Source organism: Sulfoacidibacillus thermotolerans, assembly GCF_003144315.1.
In the GTDB taxonomy this organism is placed as follows: domain Bacteria; phylum Bacillota; class Bacilli; order Alicyclobacillales; family SLC66; genus Sulfoacidibacillus; species Sulfoacidibacillus thermotolerans.
Window position 1 is genome coordinate 1 of record NZ_MPDK01000004.1, and the last position, 15465, is coordinate 15465.

General features: G+C 48.5%; 18 protein-coding genes and 2 pseudogenes. 9 read left to right on the plus strand and 11 right to left on the minus strand.

Translation table 11 applies throughout. From position 1 onward, the window contains the following. The first annotated feature begins 59 nt into the window (after positions 1-59). The 4 genes and pseudogenes from BM613_RS03435 to BM613_RS03450 form a co-directional block, all read left to right on the plus strand. The gene (locus BM613_RS03435; protein ID WP_181362865.1) at positions 60-1199 is read left to right on the plus strand and encodes a hypothetical protein; all 1140 of its coding nucleotides are present in this window, start codon (positions 60-62) and stop codon (positions 1197-1199) included. A 35-nt stretch (positions 1200-1234) separates the two neighbouring features. Next, positions 1235-1687: a hypothetical protein gene (locus tag BM613_RS14965; RefSeq protein ID WP_181362866.1), complete on the plus strand. Its 453-nt coding sequence runs from the start codon at positions 1235-1237 to the stop codon at positions 1685-1687. 16 nt (positions 1688-1703) lie between these two features. Beyond that, complete coding sequence (locus BM613_RS03445; protein WP_109429786.1) at positions 1704-1925, plus strand: hypothetical protein; 222 nt, start codon at positions 1704-1706, stop codon at positions 1923-1925. 201 nt (positions 1926-2126) lie between these two features. After that, positions 2127-2557: pseudogene (locus BM613_RS03450) on the plus strand (recombinase family protein); the annotation flags it as partial. Between the two features lie 61 nt (positions 2558-2618). Here BM613_RS03450 and BM613_RS03455 read toward each other — a convergent pair. Next, a pseudogene (locus BM613_RS03455) lies at positions 2619-2891 on the minus strand (ATP-binding protein); the annotation flags it as partial. 413 nt (positions 2892-3304) lie between these two features. Between BM613_RS03455 and ltrA the strand changes: the two are divergent. Both ltrA and BM613_RS03465 read left to right on the plus strand, forming a co-directional pair. Continuing rightward, positions 3305-4708, plus strand: a complete 1404-nt coding sequence (gene ltrA / locus BM613_RS03460) for a group II intron reverse transcriptase/maturase (RefSeq protein WP_109429787.1) — start codon at positions 3305-3307, stop codon at positions 4706-4708. A 190-nt stretch (positions 4709-4898) separates the two neighbouring features. Continuing rightward, positions 4899-6098, plus strand: a complete 1200-nt coding sequence (locus tag BM613_RS03465) for an MFS transporter (RefSeq protein ID WP_109429788.1) — start codon at positions 4899-4901, stop codon at positions 6096-6098. Here BM613_RS03465 and lgt read toward each other — a convergent pair. From lgt to BM613_RS03505, 8 genes are all read right to left on the minus strand, one after another. Next, positions 6095-6910 carry a prolipoprotein diacylglyceryl transferase gene (lgt, locus tag BM613_RS03470; RefSeq protein WP_109429789.1) on the minus strand — a complete coding sequence of 272 codons (816 nt, stop codon included), beginning with the start codon at positions 6908-6910 and terminating at the stop codon, positions 6095-6097. The two genes, BM613_RS03465 and lgt, sit on opposite strands and share 4 nt — an antisense overlap. A 130-nt stretch (positions 6911-7040) precedes the next feature. Then, positions 7041-7484, minus strand: coding sequence for a TlpA disulfide reductase family protein (locus tag BM613_RS03475; protein WP_109429790.1), 444 nt, complete (start codon positions 7482-7484; stop codon positions 7041-7043). 13 nt (positions 7485-7497) lie between these two features. After that, on the minus strand, positions 7498-8031 hold the full coding sequence (locus BM613_RS03480; RefSeq protein ID WP_109429791.1) for a peroxiredoxin: 534 nt from the start codon (positions 8029-8031) through the stop codon (positions 7498-7500). 145 nt (positions 8032-8176) lie between these two features. Beyond that, complete coding sequence (locus tag BM613_RS03485; protein ID WP_109429792.1) at positions 8177-9604, minus strand: sodium:solute symporter family protein; 1428 nt, start codon at positions 9602-9604, stop codon at positions 8177-8179. Beyond that, the gene (locus BM613_RS03490; RefSeq protein WP_109429793.1) at positions 9604-9804 is read right to left on the minus strand and encodes a DUF3311 domain-containing protein; all 201 of its coding nucleotides are present in this window, start codon (positions 9802-9804) and stop codon (positions 9604-9606) included. Before BM613_RS03490 ends, BM613_RS03485 begins: the two co-directional genes overlap by 1 nt. Positions 9805-9974: 170 nt before the next feature. Next, positions 9975-10367, minus strand: coding sequence for an aspartate 1-decarboxylase (gene panD / locus BM613_RS03495; protein ID WP_109429794.1), 393 nt, complete (start codon positions 10365-10367; stop codon positions 9975-9977). A 111-nt stretch (positions 10368-10478) separates the two neighbouring features. Next, complete coding sequence (locus BM613_RS03500) at positions 10479-10907, minus strand: CoA-binding protein (protein WP_109429795.1); 429 nt, start codon at positions 10905-10907, stop codon at positions 10479-10481. Positions 10908-10964: 57 nt separating this feature from the next. Further along, complete coding sequence (locus BM613_RS03505; protein WP_109429796.1) at positions 10965-11264, minus strand: hypothetical protein; 300 nt, start codon at positions 11262-11264, stop codon at positions 10965-10967. Between the two features lie 194 nt (positions 11265-11458). Between BM613_RS03505 and BM613_RS03510 the strand changes: the two genes are divergently transcribed. Both BM613_RS03510 and BM613_RS03515 read left to right on the plus strand, forming a co-directional pair. Continuing rightward, positions 11459-12622: a thiolase family protein gene (locus BM613_RS03510; protein WP_109429797.1), complete on the plus strand. Its 1164-nt coding sequence runs from the start codon at positions 11459-11461 to the stop codon at positions 12620-12622. Between the two features lie 30 nt (positions 12623-12652). Beyond that, a complete protein-coding gene (locus BM613_RS03515; RefSeq protein ID WP_109429798.1) occupies positions 12653-13822 on the plus strand; it encodes a CaiB/BaiF CoA transferase family protein in 1170 nt (389 codons plus the stop codon). Here the strand turns inward: BM613_RS03515 and BM613_RS03520 are convergent. After that, complete coding sequence (locus BM613_RS03520) at positions 13748-14452, minus strand: LrgB family protein (RefSeq protein WP_109429799.1); 705 nt, start codon at positions 14450-14452, stop codon at positions 13748-13750. The genes BM613_RS03515 and BM613_RS03520 overlap by 75 nt on opposite strands. Next, entirely contained in the window at positions 14443-14829 is a 387-nt protein-coding gene (locus BM613_RS03525) for a CidA/LrgA family protein (protein WP_181362867.1), read from the minus strand. The genes BM613_RS03520 and BM613_RS03525 overlap by 10 nt, the downstream gene beginning before the upstream one ends. 153 nt (positions 14830-14982) lie before the next feature. Between BM613_RS03525 and BM613_RS03530 the strand changes: the two genes are divergently transcribed. Continuing rightward, the gene (locus BM613_RS03530; RefSeq protein WP_109429801.1) at positions 14983-15351 is read left to right on the plus strand and encodes a DUF423 domain-containing protein; all 369 of its coding nucleotides are present in this window, start codon (positions 14983-14985) and stop codon (positions 15349-15351) included. The last annotated feature ends 114 nt before the right edge of the window (positions 15352-15465 follow it).

The window sequence follows — 15465 nt, forward strand, 5'->3', positions numbered from 1 at the left end:
AAAAAGGGGGGCACGTGGTGTTCTATTCAAGGTTTTTGGCCATGAGTTCACAGGGAAGGATGAGGCATTTTGATTCACACCCGTTTGCTCGGGAATTTCATCCGGTGGAACGTGCGCGTCCAGATCGGGGAATCCGTCAAGTTGAGCCTGAACGCGGGGTCGTTGCTTCTCATGAGAGGGGGGACCGCGTAGAAATCAGCGCAGCGAGTCGCGCCTTGGCAGATGCGCATAAATTCTCGCGCTTGCGCATGGTTCGTACCACTACGTTGGATTCCTCGCGCCCGGTGTATTCCCGTCCTCGTGCGCATTTCTCCCCTGCGCATGGTTCGGAGAGCGTGCATCGTGCGCCTTTTGCTTTCCTCTCCAATCTGACTCGTGACCTGACTCATGTCCTTGCGTCTGTGGACCATGGCGTAGACCATGCATTCCATGCGGTGGAACGAGTGGAACACGCGATGAAACACGCAGTGATCCATGAAGCAGTTGTGATTGAAAAAGCGTTCAAAGCGCAAGAGACTCACGTGTTTGCGGCCGTGCATACGGTACAGCAAACTGGAGAGAGCGTTGTGCAACGGTTCGAACAGGCGATGATTTACGAGGGAGAGCAGATCAAACAGGGGATGCAAATGGACGCAGTGCACGTGCGAAGCGTCGCGGCACACGCATACCAACAGGCGATGAGAATGGGTGCGCTTGTCAAGCAAGAAGAGGAGCGTCGTCTACGATACGCTACAGAATCTTTTGCACATCAAGGTCGTGAATTTGCAACGGGCATCCACAATGTAGTTGCACACCCGCGACAAACGGCAGAAGCTGTGATGAGGCTTGTAGGGAATGGGATGCAAACGGGCGTGGGGGCCGTACTTGCCTTTGGAACAGCGGAAACGGGGGTTGGAATAGGCATTGGCGTAGCGATTAGCGCGGATGGAGCAGCGAAAACCGTGGCCAGTGCCGAAGATGTAGCGAGTATATGGAACGGACATGAAAATCAAGTGGGCACTCACAATGTATTAGAACAAATCGCACAAAAGGTAGGAGGGAGAGGGGGGAAGGATCTATACGAGAGTATCTCGTTTAGCCTAAGCCTTGTAACGCCAGAGAGTGCAGGGGTACACGTGCTAGAAGAGAGTGCACAGACGTGGCAAAAGGAGACATCCTTAGCACGTGGGCTTGATCCAGCGCAGGGATCGGAGGGATGAATCGATTCGGAAGAGACGTCCAACGATATGTTCACATGGACTTATTTGCAAAAGAATCCAATGAGCTAGACGCTTTGCGTGAAATGAATCAAGAGAGCAAGGTTACGGTGCTCAATACGCGAGAAGCATCGACAGCGGAGAATGTGACAAGCAAGGCAGAGGTTGTTGGTGGGGCGAGTGTTGGGGGTACGGGGGAAACTGAAACGGTGACCTCAAATCAAGGACGGACTTATGATGTTACACGTTCTGGCAATCATACAAGCACGACGTCTGTACCACATCCTGCTAAGGGACAACCCAATTCGTCCGTTGATATTTTGGATAAACAAACGGGCGGCATAAAAATGAGAAGGTGGTTTGGACCTGATGGCAGGGCAATCCGTGATGTTGACTTTACTAATCACGGAAATCCCTCAATGCACCCAGAGTGGCCACATGAACATATATTCGAATGGTTCGAAGATGGGAGCTTTAATAGAATACCGTAACTCAGGGAGGATTTAAATGGATTTTGAAGATGTAAGTGAGAGAGTAAAGATGGGGGAAGAATTCAAGTTTTACTACAAAGGAGAAGGTTTTTGGATTAGCAGAAACAGCGCGGGATACTATTTAACAAGGGAGTCTGATTCGTGTACTCAGGCCTTCGCATCATCGGAAGAGCTCTTCGAGGCTGGAACTATTGATGGTAAACGATTAAAAGAGCTTTGGCATCAGTTCGAGTTCTGATTATCAAGGTTCTGTACATTCCCAGAAGGGTAGAGCAGAGCTCACACAACTGCGAAAGAAAGATTATCCTTTGTGGAAATAACATGAATTTCAAGTGCTGTTACCGAAGGGAGTCGGCCTCGTTAAATCGGGGTCTGGCTCCCTTTTCTATTTTCACTCAGTCATTCGGTCATCTTAGTATAGCCACGAGGTGAATCAGGAATGACCAAAGCAGTCGGATACATACGAGTTTCAACGCAAGGACAAGTCCGTGACGGATACAGTCTCGCGTATCAGCGGCGCGAAGGTCGACGAGGATGGCCTAGCCGTTGAACGTGAAGGTTTACAATCAAAGCTTGCCGACCTTGTATCTGTCGCCGTCGATTGTGTTGTCGTCCTGAACACCTCACGTCTATGGCGTAGCGATATGGCGAAGGTCTTGATACAACGAGAACTCAAACGCTATCATGTCGATGTTCGCGCCATTGAACAGCAAACGTACAGCATATACAACGATGACCCCAATGATTTTCTCGTCAACGGCATGCTTGAACTGCTCGATCAATATCAGCGTCTTGAAATTGCACTGAAATTGAGTCGGGGGCCGATGTAAGAAAGTTGAACAAGGCGGATATGCAGGCGGTTGTGTTTTGCAAGCGAAAAGTGCATAGTTTTGCAATGAATTTTTGCATAGGGCACTACCAACACAGAATATTAGGACTTCATGCTAGATAGTGCATGTTTCAATCTGTAACTTTCACCTGTGAAGGCTAAGATGTGTGCATGGTGCACCAATCTGTCGACGAGTGCGGCAGTGAGTCGGTTGTCCCCAAATATGGTTCCCCATTGACCGAACTCCAGATTAGACGTCACAATAACGCTTCGACTCTCGTAAAAATGTGAGACCACGTGGAATAGCAGTTGTGCACCCGTTTGGTGGAACGGTGTGAATCCCATTTCATCTAAGATGAGTAATTCGCAGTCTTGTCATTGTACGCCCGGCATGGGCGGAATCTTTAGGGTGTAAGTCCCGAACGGGGGTTGGCGACAAACCTACCGTTAGCCAAGAGCAAGGGTGTGCACCGTGAGGTGGAATCTGAAGGAAGCTGGAGGCAAACCCTCGACCTGAGGTACACGAATCGCATTTGAGGCTGTCATAGTTGGACGAGTTGCCAATACACAACGAAGTCCAAAGTCGCCAAGGGCTATGGCAGTAGACTGCGGCAGGTGCATGAGGGGAAAGAGTCCGTTCTTATCCGGGGAGACCTGTCCGAAACGCTAGTAAAGCTAGTAACCGTCGATGTAAGTCGACGCTGAACGGGCAGGAGTCAGCAGACGCCATAGTACACAAGTGTGTACACACTTGTGGAAGGGCTGAACATGAAGTGAGGTTGGACTGTATGCGTTCGTATGACGAGCAACGACAGCAGAAAACTCCGCATGGAGCCTCTAGTCAGGAAGTAGCGGTGAAGCCGCAAGGGACTAACACACGAGGGCTTAGTTCGTCGTCGGCACAAATAGAGACCCCAACCTGCGAAGGCACGACCTTGCTGTTGGAGAGAGTGCTTGAACGTGGAAACATGCTACAAGCGCTTGACCGGGTCGAGTCAAACAAGGGAGCGCCAGGAGTAGACGGTGTCGACGTAAAATCCTTACGAAAGTACGTCGTCGAACACTGGGCTGGCATTCGCCAGCAGTTGCTTGCGGGAACCTACAAACCACAACCGGTTAGACGGGTCGAAATCCCGAAACCCGGAGGCGGGAAGCGGGGACTGGGTATCCCAACCGTAATGGACCGACTCATCCAACAAGCAGTACTCCAAGTACTGACACCCATCTTTGACCCGACATTCAGCGAATACAGCTACGGGTTTCGACCCGGGCGCAAAGCCCACGATGCCGTCCTCCAAGCACAGAGCTATATTCAAGCGGGAAACCGATGGACAGTAGATATGGACTTGGAGAAGTTCTTTGACCGCGTGAACCACGACATCTTGATGTCAAGGGTGGCACGCAAGGTAGAAGACAAACGCGTGTTAAAGCTGATTCGAGGATACTTAAATGCGGGTGTCATGGTGGATGGGGTGGCAACAAGGACAGAACTTGGAACACCCCAAGGTGGACCGTTAAGTCCTTTGCTTGCGAATATCCTGCTCGATGACTTTGATAAGGAACTGGTCCGACGCGGACATAAATTTGTCCGTTACGCGGACGATTGCAACATCTATGTCAAGAGTCGGCGAGCGGGAGAACGAGTGAAGGCGTCCCTAACGAAGTACTTGGAGAACAGCCTGAGACTCAAAGTGAATGTGGACAAAAGTGCGGTGGATAGACCATGGAAACGAAAGTTTCTAGGGTATAGTTTTCTGTCACGGAAACGTGCACCGATACGACTTGCCGACAAGACCATTGAACGGTTCAAAGACCGCGTGAGAGAAATCACGAATCGAACACGAAGCATATCCGTGCAGGAGAGAATACGACAACTCAATGCCTATCTGATGGGATGGGTTGCGTATTTCCGACTTGCGGAGATGAAAGGACACTGCGACCGCTTTGATGAGTGGATACGACGACGCCTTCGTATGTGTATCTGGAAACAGTGGAAGAGGGTACGGACGCGGATACGCGAATTGCGTGCGCTCAAACAGCCCGACTGGATAGCATTTATGATGGCAAACTCACGGCGTGGATATTGGGAAATGGCGAAGAATCTAAACAACGCCATGAGCAAAACGTACTTTGGACAACTGGGTCTCAGGAGTTTACAGGAAAGGTACTTGCAGCTTCGTAGTACTTCATGAACCGCCGTATGCGGACCCGCATGTACGGTGGTGTGAGAGGTCGGGGGCTAGCCGCCCCCTCCTACTCGATCACGAGCATGTCTCTTCACTTACAACTTTTGCCCATGTGTGTTATCATTCGAAGGGAAAAACAGTTCACAAACCCCGCACCTCCTCTTTAGGTACGGGGTTTTCATTGGAGAGGAAGCTCATGAACTGGAAGCGGACCTTATGGATTTTATGGGCGGCAAACTTCATTGTGATGGCGGGAACGAGCCTTGTGGTTCCATTTCTCCCGCTTTATATCGAGACATTGGGCGTGCACCAACTCGCTGCCATGGAACGGTGGTCGGGTTGGATTTTTTCTGCGCAATTTGTCACTTCTTTTATCTTTCAGCCGATCTGGGGAAGCCTTGCCGATCGTTATGGCAGAAAGGTGATGTTGTTGCGCGCGGGGATTGGCATGGGGATTGTAACAGCGCTCATGGGGCTCGTGGTTGCTCCCTGGCAACTCTTGCTGTTGCGCTTTATCAATGGCATTTTTGCAGGATTTATTTCAATGGCTGTGTCTCTGCAGGCGTCGGTTACTCCAAATGAATATGCGGGCCGCGCACTTGGTACTTTGCAGACTGGAGGGATCGCAGGATCGCTCATTGGGCCTGTGGCTGGGGGAATTCTCGCAGATGAATTTGGCTTTCAAGGGGTCTTTTATTTAACAGGTATGCTTCTCATTCTTGCGAGTGTCGTCGTTATGGTATTTGTCAAGGAGACGCGAGTTCATTCGGGGAAAGGAAAGCAAAATAGCAAACGCGAGTGGCAGGCATTGTGGCCGCTGCTTCCTGTTTTTATCGCCTCGGTGGTGACGCAAGCGGGCATGATGAGCATCGAACCTATCGTTACGTTGTATGCCAAGACGATTTACCTGGGGCGCCATTTGGCAGTCATTGCAGGGTTAGTTGTGGCGACTTCAGGAATTGCGAATCTGATTGGTGCTCCGACACTTGGACGACTTGGTGATCGCATCGGCCAGCGCAGGGTTTTAATCATCGCGCTGATTATGGCGGCAATTACCTATTTACCACAGGCGCTTGCAACGAATATCACGATCTTATTAGTTGGACGTTTTTTGCTTGGTCTCTTTATCGGCGGGATGATTCCGTCGTTAAATGCTCTTGTTAAGAAAATGGCGCCGCAAACTATGCAAGCTACCGCGTTTGGCTTAAATTCCTCCGCACTTTTTCTCGGTAATTTGATTGGACCGTTGATTGGGAGTTCCATTGCGGCAGCTTACTCAATTCGCGATGTGTTTTATGTGACGATGGCGATTCTCGTGGGAAATGCGGTGATCCTCATTTGGAATCGTAGTCTAGATAAAGCAGACCATCCAGATCCAACGGATGAAATCGTCTAATCTGTCGCTGTGATGGAGTCTTTCGCAGTGGCCGCTTTACGTCGATATTCGTCCCACCAGAGCCAAATGCCAGCGAGGACGCCTGCAACGACCATAGGAATAGCGGTCCACTGAGCTGCGTCCCAGTGAAAGAGAAACCGTGGACTATCCCCGCGCAGCATTTCGAGGAAAAACCGCACGAGATTATAGCTAATCATATAATAGACAAAGAGCCAACCGGTTGGCCACTTTTTTAATTTTAGGATCATGAGAATTGCAAATAATAGAATGTCCGCTTGTCCTTCCCATAGCATGGCAGGCCATAAGGGGTGATTTCCATATTGTTCGCGCGCTAGTGTTCCTACTGGATAGAGGATACCAAAATCACTGCCAGTGGGTGATCCATAAGCGCTACCGTTCATAAAGTCAGCATCTCTGCCAATACTTTGTCCAAGAAGGAGCCCTGGTGCGGCCATATCAGCAAGCTCCCAAAAGGGAATTTTTTTTATTTTTGCGAAGATCCAGCCTGTGATGATCGCACCAACAATTCCTCCTTGGATCGAGAGACCGCCATGCCACACAGCAATGATTTGATCTGGATGTTTTGAATAAAAGGACCAGTCGAAAAAAAAGACTTGCCAGATGCGGGCACCGATCACGCCGCCAAAAAATAAAAGGGGGCCAAGGTCGAGCCACGCAGGGATATAGCGCTCTTTTTTCTCTACTTTCATCAAATAGATGGTAAATCCTAGCCCGAGAATGAAGGCGAGAAGAAAGAGGGTACTGTATGATCGAATCGGAAACCAACCAATATAAAACCAGTACTTATGCAAAAGGCAACCTCCCTAGTAATTGTGATTACATTTTATATTGGCATAGGAGAGAGTTTGTCGCAAGTCACGAAACAATTACACCCCCCGCCAAAAGATGCTCTTGGCGGGGGGTGTACGCGCTATGCCGCGATTATGCGAATAGTTCCTGCAGCTTTTTTCCAACGTTTTGGAGGCCTTTGTCGCCCGCCGCGCGAAACTTCAAATTGCCTTCGCGATCGAAGAGAAAATAAGCAGGGACATATTCATTCTGATACAATTCAGCGATCGCATGTAAATTGTCAACGCCGATCGGTTGCGTCATTCCATAGGTCGCGATGTCTTCAAACACTTTTTGAATTTCCGTATCTGATTCGTAGCGAGGCATATGAATTGAAACGAGTTGCAGTCCTTTTGGCACGTACAAGTCGCGATATTCTGTGACTTGTGGCATCGTTTCATGGCAAATGTGACAAGAAACGGCCCAAAAGTGAACAAGAATAGGTTGTCCAACTGCAAGCTCGGGTGCGGCATCGACGCCGATCCACTGAGTTGCGCCATCCAAGCCTGGAAATGGGGTTCCTACTCGCATCGGCATCCGTCATTCCACCTTACAATGTCTTTTGGCCTGGCTTCCAGTTCGCAGGGCACAATCCGCCTGTTTGCAGCGCTTCGAGTACGCGTAAAGTTTCATCTACACTTCGGCCGATGTTGAGATCATGGACAACTTGATATTTCAAAATGCCTTCTGGATCAATGATGAATAAACCGCGTAGAGCAACGCCGTCTTTTTCAATCAAGACGTCGTAGTCGCGACTTACTTGTTTTGTCATATCCGCAGCAAGTGGGAATTTAATCTCGCCGATCCCGTTTTTATCGCGCGGCGTGTTAATCCACGCTTTGTGGCTGTGCACACTGTCTGTGCTAACACCGAGAATTTCCGCGTCTAGATCAAAGAATTCTTGTGCGCGGTCGCTCATCGCCGTAATTTCTGTCGGGCAAACGAAAGTGAAGTCGAGTGGATAGAAAAACATGACTAACCATTTTCCGCGATAGTCGTCTAACTTGACGCGGCTCGACAACGTGGCTAAGTCTTTTGTGGATGGCATGTCAAAGTCAGGCGCTTTTTGTCCTACGAGTGGCATATGTACAACCTCCTTGGCGCAATGTTCCAAGCACATATCAAGGCGGCGTCAAAAGACGCCGCGGCACTTGGCAGTTCTTACACTTTTATGATAGCATCACGCAGGAGGGGAATCAATACGACACATAGAAAGTTGCGTGACACCGTTACACGGTTTCTTCGTGCAGGACAGTTCCGCCACCAGATAGCGAAGAGATCAATAAGACCGTGAGAAAGTTCGCGAGAAAGGCGACAAATCCACTGTTTAGATGCCAGATGATAGGGACGCTGTTTTGTGCGAATGCAATGACAAGAGCGACGCCGACTAAAATTCCAGAAAATGCACCATATTTGTTTACGACGCGTGGCCAGAAAAGCGACAAGACAACACTTGGGAAAAACTGCGTGACAAAATTATAGCCCATGAGTAAGAGAGCTACAATTGTCGCATTGCTGTGAAGCGAAAAATATAAAGTGACGGCTCCAAGTACCCACACCATGATTCGCGCAACCGTCTGCACTTGACTGTCCATTGCTTTTGTCAGTGGACGGTAAATATTTTCAGCGATGAGTGTGGAAGCTGCCATGAGTAAGAGCGATCCTGGAACAAGTGCGGTAAGGATACCCGCACCGCCGATCACCCCAACAAACCAGGCAGGGAAGACTTTTTGTACAGCAGCTAAAAGGGCAAGGTTTGTGTTCTTTAAACCAGGGACGATGAGCAGTGCAGCAAATCCAGCAAAAAAGACGAAGAGTAAGATCAACTGATACAAGGGAAGAAAGGTCGCATTGCGGCGAAAGACGCGTTCATTTTTCGCAGTGTACACAGCGCCAAAACTGTGTGGCCACATATAGAAACCAAGACTAGTCAATAGTACAGTAGAAATAAACCAGGGGACACCCATTCCGTTCGTTTGCAGGGTTAAAAAGTGTGGGTGTAACGTGTTGATTTTCTCAAACATTGCTTGAAATCCTCCGACGTGCAGTGGCAACGCAATGCCGACGATGAGCACGATTGCAAGTACAGCAATATCTTTAATGACTGCAGTCCAAGCAGTTCCGTAAACCCCGCTGATCGTCACATAAATGGCTAAGACGATGACACCGATGATCATAGCTGTCGCTTGGTTGATTGCCCCATAAGAGGTTGTCTGCATGATGAGCCCAAGACCTGTAATTTGTAGTTGCAAGTAAGGGATCATAGCAATCACTCCGACGATTGCCACAAAAATGCTTAGCCCTTTGCTGTTGAATCTGCGCCAAAAGTAGTCTGGCTGTGAGATCAACTGATGTCGTTTTCCATAACGCCAGATCGGAGGCAGGAGGAAATAGGAAAGAATATAAGCAATCGCGCCGTACGCTAAGATATATACGGTGGGGCCGCCAACTCCATACGCCCAACTGCTTCCTCCTAAAAAGGTAAAAGTCGTATAAATCTCTCCGGCTAGTAAGAGAAATACAAACAGAATGCCAAAACCTCGCCCACCGACTGTCCACTGTTCGAGATTTAACGAGCGTTTGCGCCGCGCCGCAAGCCCGAGTGCGAGGGCGAGCAGCATGGTGCCAAAAGTAATCAGCAAGGCGCTAGCTTGCATCAGCGATCACCTCCGCGGCTTTGGTTCTGGGGGTCCCATTTGTAAATGACAGCCATACTAAGAGCGGAGAGAATGACCCATAAAACGATATAAAAAAATAAAAAAGGCATGCCGAGCACATAGGGAGTGACGTGATTGGCAAAACTCACACCAATTAGGATGCCAAGCACAGGAACGAGTGCCAACCAGCGAATGGACAATTCAAACCGCTCCTTTCAAATTTTGATAATGCGGATGAAGGCTAGTAGTGTAAGAGAGATAAAGCCACATACGAAAAGATATGAAAGAAGGAAGAACAAATAGAACAGGCCCCAGACGCAAAGCGCATGGGGCTAACAAGAGGATGGTGCATGGAGTTTTACTTATACGTTTAGAAGCTTAATTCTGCATTATATGCGGCCTCATTGGCTACATGGGAAAGTGGCTCATTCTGTTCATTTACTTGTACAACAATTGGCTGATGCATTTTTAACTCTTGTTCATTATATTGCCCATAAGACATGATAATGACGATATCGCCAGGTTCTGCAAGGCGGGCTGCAGCGCCATTTAATCCAATTTGTCCGGAATTTCTAGCACCTTGTATCACATAGGTGTCAAATCGTGCGCCTGTATTTACATTCACAATCTGTACGAGTTCATTTTCAAGTAGGTCAGCTTCTTCCATCAATCGTTGATCGATCGTGATACTGCCCATGTAGTGTAGATTGGTCTGTGTCACAGTGGCACGGTGGATCTTTGATTTTAAAAGCGTTCGCAACATCCATTCCAGCCTTCTTTCTCCTACTCAGTTCAAACGCAAACAAGTATATCATATAGGCGTGCGTAATGCGGCAGGGTCAGGCAAGTGCACAATTCTCTGCCGCGCATTTTCCTATAGATTAGGCTTTCCCTTTACAAAGAGACTGTGCATCACCATGATGCAACGATCCATGATGATGGTTTTACCTGCTTTTTTTGCCATATCAGCAGCCTCTTCATGATAGATGCCCTGTTGCGCCCAAATGACTGGACAAGGGGTTGCAATTGCTTCTGTGACGACGGCAGGGAGTGCTTCACTACGCCGAAAGACGTTGATGATGTCATATGAGATCGGAATTTCACTGAGGTTTTTGTATGCTTTTTCACCTAAAGATGAACTGATGTTGGGGTTCACTGGAATGATGCGATATCCACGATGTTGCATTTCTTGTGCGACGGCGTAACTCTCACGGTCTGGTTGATCAGAAAGTCCTACGACAGCAATGGTTTTGGCCGCCCTTAAAATTGCGGCCATCTCTTCTGGGCTCGGATTTTCAAACATGTAAACAACCTCCTTTCCCCGAGTATATCATGTGCTTTTGCGTTTCGTCCGTGCTGCCTATACAGTTCGATTGTCCGATGCAATCTCTGATTCTGAGGTTGTCATGACAGTTGAGAGTTGTGCTTTTGCTATGGCAAGTTGATCTGCGCGATCTTTTACAGCTAGTCTATTTTCATCGTCTTGTACTTCTGTGAGAGCTCGTTCTGCCTTTTTGATTGCGTGTTGTGCTTGTTCAATCAGGATCGGGGAGGGATGACTGTCTGCTTGAGCTACCGCGTTTTGTACTTTTTTTATCGCATTTTTTGCTTCTGCGAGTGAATTATGTGGGTGCATCGTGGATTGGTTTTTGTGCATCATTGAATCCCTCCGAGTGAGTGGGAAAATCTGCGTTACAGGTCCCGCTGATTTTCCCTTGATTGTGTCTGTAGTATGCACTTCAATCGTCTGGACATGCGTGATACGGTGTTGGCCAGAAAAAGGAATGTGTGATGTGAAGGCTATTCTATCTGTTATAATAGATAGAAACTTATGAAAACCAGTGAGGTGATTTTGTGTTTGAGGCTGTGATTGTCGATGTTGCACGCACGCCGATTGGTAAACGAAATGGAGCACTCAAGGACACGCATCCAGTAGACTTACTTTCACATGTATTGCGCTCACTTCTCGAGCGGCATTCTTTTGCACCAGAGCGAATTGATGATGTGATTGTCGGGTGTGTTGATCAGATTGATGAGCAAGCCATTAACATTGGTCGTAATGCGTGGTTGTCCGCAGGATTACCTGAATCCGTACCTGCAGTAACGCTCGATCGCCAATGTGGGTCGAGCTTGCAAGCGCTTCACTTTGCTGCTCAAGGAGTGATGGCAGGCGCTTATGATCTTGTCATAGCAGCGGGTGTAGAATCGATGACGCGCGTTCCCATGCTACAGACGTTTTCAGAAAGTCGCTCACCGCTTACTAGAGACCTTAGCAAACGCTACAGCATGCAAAGCGGTTGGTTCAATCAAGCAGTGGGGGCTGAGCTGATTGCTCGGCAATATGGCTTGAGTCGCTTGGAATTAGATGAATTCGGATATCGCAGTCACCAGCTCGCTTTTGCAGCACAAAAAGAAGGGAAGTTCAATGAGGAAATCATTCCTGTGCCGATTATGAAAGAAGGCCAGCCGGTTTTATTTACACAAGATGAAGGAATTCGCCACGAGACCTCAGTTGCAAAGATGGCAACTTTAAAACCTGCATTCCCGGATCTCGAATTAATCACTGCGGGCAATGCAAGTCAGATTTCAGATGGAGCGAGCGCTGTACTTATCGCCTCGAAAGAGACGGCAAAACAACTCGGGTTAAAACCACTCGCTCGTTTTGTCTCGTTTGCAGTGGTGGGTGTAGATCCTATCACCATGTTGACAGGTCCCATTCCTGCTACGCAGAAAGTTTTGCAGCGCGCATCACTTACTGTAGATGACATCGACTTGTTTGAAGTCAATGAGGCGTTTGCGTCCGTTGTTCTAGCGTGGCAAAAGGAGACGGGGGCACCGCTAGAGCGTGTCAACGTAAGCGGTGGGGCAATTGCGCTCGGCCATCCACTGGGGGCGACTGGGACGAGGATCGCTGCTACATTGGTAAGTGCTTTACAGCGCGAAAAAAAACGTTATGGACTGATTGCAATTTGTGAGGGGGGCGGAATGGCAAACGCGACGATTCTTGAGCGTTTGTAATGGGATAAAAAGCGAAAAGGAGGCGCTATCATGTGGCTTAAAGATCTCTTGGTAGTCGATTTTACACGCTTATTGCCTGGACCTTACGCGACATTGCGCCTCGCCGATCTAGGTGCACGCGTGATTAAAGTGGAGCCTCCTGGCGGCGATCCTGCCCGCACCTTGGGGGCTGAGGATCGTCCTGCAGGTGCCGTTTTTTTGGCGAATAACCGCAGTAAAGAAAGTGTCATGCTTGATTTAACACGTATAGAAGACCGTTTGACAGCTCAGGAGTTGATGGCACGGGCTGATGTGATCATAGAAAGTTTCCGTCCCGATGTAGCGAAGCGTCTTGGGATGAGTTATGACGAGGCGAAGCGCTTAAATTCGCGTGTCGTCTATTGCTCCTTGACAGGATATGGGCAGACAGGAGCGTTGCGGAAACTCGCAGGACATGATTTGAATTACATGGCGATGAGTGGGATGTTGTCGCAGTTGACAGATCGTGAGGGGAGGCCGATCGTTCCGCATTTTCAATTTGCTGATCATTTAGGGGCATTTGGAGCAGTAGAGGCGATCTTGGCTGCACTTTACCGACGGGAGCAAACAGGAGAAGGTTGTTATCTTGATGTAAGTATGATGGATGTATTGCTCGGAATGTGGACAACACATGCGTTAACTACACAATTCTCTGAGGATGAAAATGGATTAGAAGTTCTTTCTGGCAATGTGATTTGCTATCGCTTGTATGAGACGAGCGATCATCGGTTCGTGAGTTTGGGAGCGTTAGAGCGAAAATTCTGGGAAAATTTTTGTGTGGCAGTGGATCATCCAGAATGGATACCTGCTCACATGACGCGTGCGACAGATGAAAATCCTGTATACTGCGCGTTGCGGGACTTATTTTTGGCGCGAGATCTCATCTACTGGACTACGTTTGGCACCTCGAATGACTGTTGCCTACAACCTGTGTTAACCGTTTCAGAAGCATTATCTAGTTCCTATGCCACAGCAAAGCAGATTTCCTATGTCCTAGCGACTGAGGCTTGGGGAGATCTGCAACAGGTTTGCACGATGGCTGGTGGCGCTACTGTTTTGCCAATGCATCGGTCTGTTGCCGCCCCGCCTCGCTTAGATGAAAACAGGCTACATTCTGATATGGAATTCAAGCCATTGATGCAGGAGAGGCACGCCAAGGGGAGCGAGTACAAGCGTGAATAAGGCCGCTAAGATCATCGAGAGACTTGAGATTGTCCCCTCTAGCCCCCCGATTTCAAACGCGCGTGACGTTCCAATTCCGTGAGCGCCTGTCCCGTAAAGTGTTCCCTGCGCGAGTGGGGAGCGAATGTGCAAAAGGCGTATGACGACAGGGGCTGCAAGTAGTCCAATAAGTGCTGTTAAGATAACGAAAACAGCGGTCATAACAGGAACTCCCCCCACTTCGCGCGCGACGTCCATTGCAATGGGCGTTGTGATGGAGCGGGGGGCGAGGCTATTGACGACCGAAGCTTGCAAGTGCATGGAAGTTGCTAATAGCACGGAAGAGGAAATGGCTGTAACAACGCCCGCGGCGATACCAGAGACAATCTCAGCAGCATGTTTGCGCAGGATGTGAAAGTGTTTATAAAGTGGAATAGCAAATGCAACGGTTGCTGGTTTTAGCAAATCAGTAAGCCAACTGGCACTTTGATTGTATGTGCGATAAGACAAGTGAAAGCTTGCGAGAATGAAAACAAGCAAAAGAAGGCTCGTCAAAATCGGCGAGAATAGGACAAAATGGAGGGTTCGATACATTCGTTTTGTGACTGCATAAACGAGTACCGTTAGGATGAAGCCAGATATCATGACCATAAACGCAACCCCTGCTTTTGTTCTCTTTTGCGCGATAACCGTTCCGTTGTCCATCCAGTGATGGTCATGACGAGCACGGTGCTAATGGCAATAACGAGGAATATACGTACCCCCTCGGCTTCCATTAAATGTTGATATTGAATGATACCTACCGCAGAGGGCACAAAGAGTAATAACAGGTTAGCGAGTAGAAAGGAAGCTCCTGTTTCTAGCCACTCCAGCCGAATCACTTTTAAAAAAAGCAGTGTAAATACGAGTAGTAATCCGAAAATGCTCCCAGGGATCGGTGTGTGCAAAATTCGCTTGATGAGGTCTCCGAGTGCAGAAAAAAGAATGAGCAAAAGTACTTGATAAGCGCCTTGAACCCATTTTAACAAATCACCGCCCCCTTTCCGTATTATAGAACAGTGTTCTGATTATCCTATCTCTTTGCTCATTATATCGCTTCACTCATTAAAGTGAAACGCAGTTATGATACAATTCAACTAATCGATCACAAATTAGATTTTATTTCCAGGAGACGATGTGACATGTCAAGTTCATTCCTTATATTAGGCGCAGTGTTCGCCTTTCTAGCTGTGGCATTTGGTGCTTTTGGGGCACATGCGTTGCGCTCGCGCTTATCTGACGAGCGTTTAGCCGTATATCAGACGGGTGTGCAGTATCAAATGTACCATGCGCTTGCGTTACTCGCGCTGAGTGTCATCATTCCGCGTGTGGCAGATCCAAATCTCGGGATTTTTGCAGGACGCTTGTTTGTTCTAGGCATTTTCCTTTTTTCAGGCAGTTTGTACGTACTCACTTTGAGTGGGAAAAGGTCATTCGGGGCAATTACGCCCTTTGGTGGGGTGGCGTTTTTACTTGGGTGGGTACTTTTGGTGCTTAGTGCTTTACACTAATCTGTTGTCCGTGACATCGTGACAAGGTTGCTGTTTTTGTATACCTTCCTGTCTGCTTGTGCAAAATATGGAGGGCGCGTGGCGCCAACGTGGCAATTGGACAGGGGGACCAAG